The organism is Deltaproteobacteria bacterium (assembly GCA_019308905.1).
Lineage (GTDB): Bacteria > Desulfobacterota > BSN033 > WVXP01 > WVXP01 > JAFDHF01.
Window position 1 is genome coordinate 23,060 of the sequence record JAFDHF010000051.1, and the last position, 7,745, is coordinate 30,804.

Annotated in this window: 6 protein-coding genes and 1 pseudogene; all 7 read right to left on the reverse strand. The window is 54.3% G+C overall.

Features of this window, described 5'->3' with window-relative positions; translation table 11 throughout:
- Nucleotides 1–136: 136 nt before the first annotated feature.
- Nucleotides 137–1,405, reverse strand: coding sequence for a Zn-dependent hydrolase (locus tag JRJ26_15140; protein MBW2058823.1), 1,269 nt, complete (start codon nucleotides 1,403–1,405; stop codon nucleotides 137–139).
- 151 nt (nucleotides 1,406–1,556) lie between these two features.
- Nucleotides 1,557–2,828: pseudogene (locus JRJ26_15145) on the reverse strand (hypothetical protein).
- A 751-nt stretch (nucleotides 2,829–3,579) separates the two neighbouring features.
- Nucleotides 3,580–5,019: a sigma 54-interacting transcriptional regulator gene (locus JRJ26_15150; protein MBW2058824.1), complete on the reverse strand. Its 1,440-nt coding sequence runs from the start codon at nucleotides 5,017–5,019 to the stop codon at nucleotides 3,580–3,582.
- Nucleotides 4,968–5,336: a PAS domain-containing protein gene (locus tag JRJ26_15155; GenBank protein ID MBW2058825.1), complete on the reverse strand. Its 369-nt coding sequence runs from the start codon at nucleotides 5,334–5,336 to the stop codon at nucleotides 4,968–4,970. Before JRJ26_15155 ends, JRJ26_15150 begins: the two co-directional genes overlap by 52 nt.
- Nucleotides 5,337–5,472: 136 nt before the next feature.
- Nucleotides 5,473–6,633 (reverse strand): aminotransferase class I/II-fold pyridoxal phosphate-dependent enzyme, encoded by a 1,161-nt coding sequence (locus JRJ26_15160; protein ID MBW2058826.1) that lies wholly within the window; start codon nucleotides 6,631–6,633, stop codon nucleotides 5,473–5,475.
- A gap of 17 nt (nucleotides 6,634–6,650) precedes the next feature.
- The gene (locus tag JRJ26_15165) at nucleotides 6,651–7,058 is read right to left on the reverse strand and encodes a cupin domain-containing protein (GenBank protein ID MBW2058827.1); all 408 of its coding nucleotides are present in this window, start codon (nucleotides 7,056–7,058) and stop codon (nucleotides 6,651–6,653) included.
- Nucleotides 7,059–7,114: 56 nt separating this feature from the next.
- A complete protein-coding gene (locus JRJ26_15170) occupies nucleotides 7,115–7,732 on the reverse strand; it encodes a GntR family transcriptional regulator (GenBank protein ID MBW2058828.1) in 618 nt (205 codons plus the stop codon).
- Nucleotides 7,733–7,745: the final 13 nt, after the last annotated feature.

A 7,745-nucleotide genomic window follows, 5' to 3' on the forward strand; every position in this document is an offset into this window, starting at 1 on the left:
ATCTCAAATTCCTCCTTCCGACGTGTTCTTTTCCCTTCGAGAATCCACACACCACACAAAACACCCCAACCCTGCAGGCTATCCGAACCACGCATCGAGTATCAGAAAAACCGGCCCCGCTCCGTCCCGGACGACTTCAACTTCCGATGCTGGACAGATTCTTGAGAGTCTGGGTGAGCACCATGACTCCGTTCTCGATGTCATCCCACTCCGTCCATTCCAGCGGGGCATGGCTTACTCCCTTGACGCTTGGAACGAAGATCATCCCTGTCTTGACTTTCTCAGCCATATTCTGCGAGTCGTGCCCTGCTCCGCTGTTCATTCTTCTTGACCTTACCTGGACCTGTCCGGCGGCTCTCTCGATCGCACCCACCATTTCAGGGGAGAGAGAGACCGGCAGGTGAGTGAAGGGCATCTCGACGCTGACATCGACCCCGTATTTCTCCCCGATATTGTCAAGCATCTGAAGGACCTCGCCTCTAAAGTCCTCCATGTTCCCCGCCGCTACATCCCTGATGTCAATTCCCATTTGCACTCTACCCGGAACGATATTCGTTCCATTCGGGGATACGGTCAGTCGCCCGACTGTTCCCACCAAGGAGGGACTCAGCTTCTCCGCCATCTCGCCTGCGCGCTTCCTGACAAACGAGACCACGTCCGCCGCTGCAACAAGCGCATCCTTACGCATGTCCATGGGCGTTGTACCGGCGTGATTCTCCTCTCCCTTTATGGTCACCGTAACCCACGCTATGCCGACAATCTTCTCGACAATGCCGATGGGAATTTTCTCGTTGTAAAGGACAGGCCCCTGTTCTATGTGCATCTCCACAAAATACCCTACGTCGTCCAAGGTTCTTTCAAAATCTCCCCTGTATCCTATGCCCCTCAATGCTTCGTCGAGTGTCTGCCCGGCAGAATTCCTTATGCCCAGGGCTTCGTCCACGCTCAGCTTGCCGATCAGTACCGAGCTTCCCAAAAGCACCTGTCCAAATGCGGATCCCTCTTCTCCGGTGAGCACTGCCACTTCAAGAGGCCTCTCGTTTCCAAAACCCTCCTCGTTCATCCTTCTGACAGCTTCTATCGCCCCGAAGACACCGAGGGCCCCATCGAACATCCCGCCGTTTATGACGGAATCCAGATGCGACCCTGACATGACCGCGCCTTCGTTTGTTTTGGAGCCTTCTCTTCTACCGAATATGTTGCCTACCTTGTCGATCCTGACTGCAAGCCCTGCCTCCTTCATACGGGCTACGGCATAATCTCTCAGCCTCTTGTTCTCTTCGGTTCCCGTCGGCCTGATCACGCCCGCTTCCCCGTCAAGTTGGTCGTACCTCTCTATCCTTCTTGACCGACTTCTGCCAAACCTTCCCGTTTCTATTAGATCTTGCTTCAGTCTGCTTGCCATCTGTCACCGCCCCTCGACCTGGGTTCTGGAAACTTCGGGACCCTCTGTTCTCCCCCTGGCGAACCTCACGACTGCTCCATACCTGCCGGGAAACATCTGAACTGCCGATCGTCTGCCCACCTTTTCCGTTTTCCCCGGCGAAAGGGATCCCCTACTCGATCGGATTGGGGATCCACCACTCATAGCCACGCTCGGTGGTGACGTATTCGGGCCACCTGAGATCCACGGGAGGCTTGAAATCCGGCGGCAAGAGAGGAGCTATCCACTTGGTTCCGCCAATGCCGCCGCCGGTTCTTTCTTTGAACTCCTCCTGTGCCTTCTCGAGGGCAACGGGATCGGTCATCAGATCCATGATACTCAACCCGACAGCCTTGCCACCCATCAGTATCGTCGGATCGATCATGGATCGGATCCCCCCTGTGGCATGAAAAACCCACTCCGGGTAAGCGTAGTCCGGCCAAGGAGTCTTCAGGCGGGCTCTGGAGCACCAAACCCGCGCTGTCGGACAGTGCCAGGTGTACTCGGTATAGTTACCAGAGGTATAGTTCTTCTGCCAGGGAGGAAGGATCTTGTTGACGTAGGCGGCCTCGTTTTCCTGGGGTGGGACGAGCTTCTCGCTGAACTCGTGTATGGGATCACCCATGGGCTCCAGCCCCAGATTCTTCTGGATCTCCCGGCCGATCTTCCTCGCCTCCTCACCGAAATTCGTCGGGCCGCCAAGCTCCATGTTGGCGTATACGAGCTCGGCCATGGCGTGATTGGGCAAGCCGGGCCTCGTCTTCGCGACCCACCTTATGGACAGCCTGCAATGGTTGATAGCCGCAACATGCTTGGCGTTGTTCTCCAGGACACGGTAGATCTGGTTCTGTATGGATATGGTCGGCGAACGCCAAGAATACTGAATCTGACCGATCCGCGGTGATAGGTTGTCCGACGTGCACTGGCCTCCAACCAGGATGAACTCATTTATGTTCCAGGCTCCGACATGAGCGTACATGGCCTCTTTTGTGGATGTGTTTCACCATTGCTTCTTTGGCGGCCAGAATCCCGGCCAGGACCCCCACCCCCAGAGCAGAGTGAGGATCGGTGTGGCCTGCCGCTAACCGGTTGACACCCTCTCTTGGAGCATTATAGGGCACAGCCTGTTGGGAATTACCCGGAACGGCATCGTACTCCGCATAGCTCGCCACCACGGGTTTCCCTTGTCCGAAAGTGGCACAAAAAGCCGTGGGCATCTTGCCGCTACCCTCCTCAACCTCGAAGCCTTCCCCTCTCAGGAGTTCCACATATGCCTTGGCCGATCTATACTCACGCCAAGCCGGTTCCGCATAATGCCAGATCTTCTGGTGAAAGTCTGAGAGGCGTTTTCGTCGGCCTGGAGCCAATCGAGAACGGTCTTCTTCTCTTCGGTCTTCTTGATCATCGGCTGCTCTCCTTAGATATGTTTGATTCGGTGTGGATTCCTACCTGATTTCTCAACCTTCAATATTCTTTTCAAACCATGTCCATATAGTTCAATCAAACCGCCTCCCGCACACATAGAAAGTCATTTCCTTGGAAAGCGGAGTTTGGAGAAATCCCCGTGAGATCTCATCTACTTCCTCCAGGTCCAACTTGACCACAAGATAGGACTTCCCCCCCCCGCCTCATCATGGTAGAGCTTGTGTTCAAGGATCCCTTTTGCGGCCCGAGAGAGGAGGCCGGGGACTTCCCTGAAAGGACCGCTCCCTGAGTCCTGCAAAGGGCCCTCGAAAATCATGTAGCCGAATACCGGATCCAGATTACGTTTGATCTCCTCGAAGAACGAATCAGCCATTTTGCTGCTGCCTTCTATACGGCTGTATTGAATGCTGTCGCGCCATCACTGGTTGCAGCTCATAAGACAGCTTTCGAATTTCACAATGTATGACTGCGGCAAGGGATTTGAAGGGATGGAGGCCTGTTGAATGTACGGCAAAACGCGCGCCAATGTCCGCTCCTAGGAAGCAACACCTGTAATCCCGGGTGGTTATGTTCTTTCCGCGAGACTCCCCGGTACAACATCCGATTCATGTTTGAATCAAGACAACGGTCAGAATCGGGGAAAACATAACACAAGACATTGATACGATTCTGTATCACTGATCCTCAGCCCTTTTTGCCAGTAAAATTCACCGGTTACATATAATCCTGATTCATTGTTGCATCGAAAGACGAGAAAGACCGTGCTTCCGCATCTTTCGGACGACTGCCGGCTGGCTCACCCCCAAATGGCTGGCCATGTCCCTTGTCGATTTGAACCGCGCGATGGCGTCCTTCAAAATATCCCTTTCAACAGCAAGGACTTCATTGACAAGGCTGGATTCATGCCTTTTCCCATTCCCGGAAACCATGGATCTTCGCGCGTTTTGTTCGAGTCCTCTGGTGATGGACCCATCCAATACCTCCCCTTCACTCAGGACAATGGCCTTCTTGAGGATATTCTCCAGTTCGCGCACGTTTCCCGGAAATGCATAGTGTTGAAGCGCCTCAATGGCGTCTCGAGAGAGCCGTCTCTTCAGCCCGTAGGCCTTGTTGTACTTGTGCAAAAAATAGTTGGTCAATTCAAAAATGTCCTCGGGTCGTTTTCGAAGGGGAGGGATTCGAATCGTGAAGGTGCTGAGCCGGTAGTAAAGATCTTCCCGAAAAGTCCTTCCTCTTCTCAGGATCTCCGGATCACGGTTTGTTGCCGCAATGACCGTGCAATCCACCTTCTTGGGTTTTGTGCCGCCAAGGCGCATGACCTCGTGGTCATCCAGGTATTTCAGGAGCTTTGCCTGAATGGAGAGGGGAAGATCTCCGATCTCGTCCAGGAACAAGGTGCCCTCCTGGGCAAGTTCGAAAAGGCCGACCTTGCCCTGCTCTCTGGCGCCGGTAAAGGCCCCCTTTTCGTAACCGAAAAGTTCACCCTCCAGAAGGTTTTCCGGCAGGGCAGCGCAGTTGATCTGAATAAACGGTTTCTTTCTGCGTTCGCTATTCTTATGGATGAACTTGGCCAAGAGGCCCTTGCCCGTTCCCGATTCGCCCAAGATCAGAATATTCGAGGCCTTCAGGCGAGCAAGCTTGAGGGCGACCCTCAGAACCTGCTTCATGTCCTCGTTTTCCGCGATGATCTCCTGCTTTTCCAACTCCAGCATGCTGGTCTGGACAAGCTCGTCCCTGAATTTTTCCGCCAGCATGCGGGTCTTGTCGAGTTGTTCCTGAAGTGCGCTCAGCCTGGTCATATCCCGCTCGTTGACTACGACCAGTGAAATATTGCCCTCTTCGTCGAAAACCGGGGTTCCTGTCACCAGGAGACATTTATCCGTTCTGGTCACATGCTGCAGTATGTTTACCTGGCGTTTGGTGGCCAACACTTCCAGTGTCGCAGATCGATCGATCAAGCCGCGCTCGATGATACTCTTGATGTTCTTCCCGATGACATCTTTCGCGCTGACACCGTTGAGCTTTTCAGAGGCACTGTTGATATTGATCACCCTCCCCTGGCCGTCAGATACCCAGATGCCGTCCGAAGAAGATTCGAAAATGGCTTCTAATTCGGTATTCAGCCTCTTGTACGATCCCAGCTTCTGTGCGGCGACCTCGAACTCGTGCATCCGTTCAAAATTACAAACCGCCCCCCCCTTACCTCCCCGTCCCGAGCCATCACCGTGACGTCCACTACCAGCTTCACCCTTCTTTCAAGAATATGGCGGCCGAACTCGGGCTTTCCGGTTTCCAGGCATTTCATAACCGGAGGCCCCGTGCTCGGCAAAACATCGGCGATGTATGCCCCGTCGATCTCCTCCGCTTCCAAGTCCAGAATGTCCTCAGCAGCCCTGTTCACAAAGACAATCTGTCCAGCAGCATCCGTAGCAATAACACCGTTGCTGCTCGCGTAAAGTATATCCTCATGGGTAGGCTTCCCTTCCATTGCTGCCTCCACTTGCCCCCTGCCACAATGGAAACCCGGACATAACTGCAAACTGCTACAAGAACTGCACCCCTTTTTGCTTCTCTCGACTCGTTCCCCTTTTGTCAAGATCAAGGTTATCCAGCATGGGATCTTCCTAGGACATGAACTTTTTCAGGCGGTCCATGGCCTCCTCGAGTCGGTCAAGAGGATGGGTCAGGGCGATCCGGAGATAGCCTTCTCCAAACTTTCCATACATCGACCCCGGGATCATCCAAATATTGGCCTCCTCCAAGGCCCTGAAGCAGAAATCACGCGAGGTAGCCCCTTTTGGGATGGAGGACCAGACATAGAAAGTGGCCTTAGGCACCATCGCCTCAAGACCCACATCCCGGAGTCCTTTTATCACCGCGTCCCGCCGTTCCTGATACATCAGATTGCGCTCCCTCATAAAGTCCGTGGGACCGTTCAGTGCGGCGGCAGCCGCCACCTGCAGGGGATAAAATATCCCCCTGTCCGAATGGGATTTTATCTTGTTGACGCCCTCGATAATCTCCCTGTTGCCCAGCATCATTCCCACACGCCAGCCACAACAATTGTAGCTTTTGGAAAGGGAATTGAGCTCGACTCCCACCTCCTTTGCACCGTCGAACTGAAGGAAGCTCGGTGGTCGGTAATCCTCGAAACATACTTCGGAGTAAGGATTGTCGGCAATTACGGCTACTTCGTACCTGTTCGCCCAGTCGATCAATTTGGTGTAGAACTCATCTGGTGCAACCGCTGCTGTGGGATTATTGGGATAGTTCACCCATATCATCCGCGCCCGCCGGGCAATCTCCGGATCGATCGAGTCCAGATCCGGCACGAAACCGTTCTCCTTGAGCAGCGGCACCGACTCCATTACACCACCCGCTATCCTGGCTCCAGCCACATAGGCCGGGTAGCACGGATCAGGCACCAGCGCCGTGTCACCGACGTCAAGAAGACACGTGTTGATGTGGAACAACCCCTCGGCCGAACCCAACAAGGGCAAAACCTCGGTTTCCGGGTCACACTCAACACCGAAACGCCGCTTGTACCATCCGGATATGGCTTCCTTGAGGGGCATGGACGAGTAAAAGCTGGGATAGTGGTGGTTGGTTGCCTTCATGCAGGCGTCGGCTAATGCCTTTCTCTGCCCCTCCGGGGGCACCACGTCGGGGTCGCCAAGACCGAGGTTGATGACGTCCTTGCCTTCCTTCTTCATCCTGGTCAGAATCACGTTCATGGCGGTGCCGAGGTAGGCCTCAAACGTCTCCAGTCTCTTTGCCGTCTTCATCCCATCCTCCCCAGAAACTATTTTCCCCTTCGGTAGACATTACAGATGCAACACAAGAAAGTGCCCGGCTCGGTCTCGCTCATGTTCCTCATCCCGTGAGGTTCCATACTCGGGGCATATATGGCATCACCGGGCTTGCATATCACCTTCTCAGCGATCTCGCCGGTTTCCGGATCAAAGCGCCAGCACTCGAACCGACCGCTCAGGATATACATGGTCTGCACATAGAAATGGTCATGGATCGGGATCTCTCCTCCAGGCTGGACCGTGAAGAACCGCAGCCCGTATTCGGGTTCTCCCTTTTCGTCCCTGCCCGTCCTGGAGAGCCAGCGAATCCCGACTCCGGTAACCTTTTTCAACTCGCCCTTGTATGTTATGTTCTCCACCTTGACCTCTTCGACATCCTTCCAGTTTCGAACCTCCATCACAGCCTCCATTCAAGGTATGCAGAAATTTTGCCTCCGCTCTGAAGCCCGCCGGGTCAGAACGTTCCCATGATCTCATCCACCGAGTTCTTGATGTGCGCTGCGCTGCCCGCCCGGAGCCTGGGTTCGTCTTTCGTCTCAATCGCGCGAATGATCTCCAGGGTTTCTGCAAAAAAAGACCTGGGCTCGATCTCACGGGGTATGGACAACCAGAAGCGCAGGTAATGACTGAGCAAGCGCTTGAGCAGTTGACTCAACTGGCTGTTCTTGGTCGCATCAAAGAGTATCTGGTGAAACTTGACGTCAAGCTGCACCAGGTACTTGTTTGATGCCTTTTCAGAGACCTGCATGATCTCTTTCTTCACCTCCTGCAAGAGAGCCAGCTCCTCGGGGGTTATCCGGTACATGGCCCACACGTTGGACTGGACCTCCATGACGGACCGGATCTCGACGGTCCCCCTGATCCGATCCAGGCTGAGGGGAGTAACGATAAAATGCGCTTCGTTGCGCGAAACCCATCCCTCTGCCTGGAGAAAGATGAGCGCCTCCTTGACCGGGGTACGGCTCACACCGAATGATGAGGCCAATTCGCTGAGATTGAGAACACTCTCCGGCATTAGATCCAACCAGATGATCTTCTCCTTCAACAATTCACATATCTTCTCAGGTTGCATGGCTGACCCCACT

What these genes read in the sequence shown, in the direction of transcription:
- JRJ26_15140 (MBW2058823.1), bottom strand. Translation starts at nt 1,405, where the DNA reads ATGGCAAGCAGACTGAAGCAAGATCTAATAGAAACGGGAAGGTTTGGC.
- JRJ26_15150 (MBW2058824.1), bottom strand. Translation starts at nt 5,019, where the DNA reads ATGCACGAGTTCGAGGTCGCCGCACAGAAGCTGGGATCGTACAAGAGG.
- JRJ26_15155 (MBW2058825.1), bottom strand. Translation starts at nt 5,336, where the DNA reads ATGGAAGGGAAGCCTACCCATGAGGATATACTTTACGCGAGCAGCAAC.
- JRJ26_15160 (MBW2058826.1), bottom strand. Translation starts at nt 6,633, where the DNA reads ATGAAGACGGCAAAGAGACTGGAGACGTTTGAGGCCTACCTCGGCACC.
- JRJ26_15165 (MBW2058827.1), bottom strand. Translation starts at nt 7,058, where the DNA reads ATGGAGGTTCGAAACTGGAAGGATGTCGAAGAGGTCAAGGTGGAGAAC.
- JRJ26_15170 (MBW2058828.1), bottom strand. Translation starts at nt 7,732, where the DNA reads ATGCAACCTGAGAAGATATGTGAATTGTTGAAGGAGAAGATCATCTGG.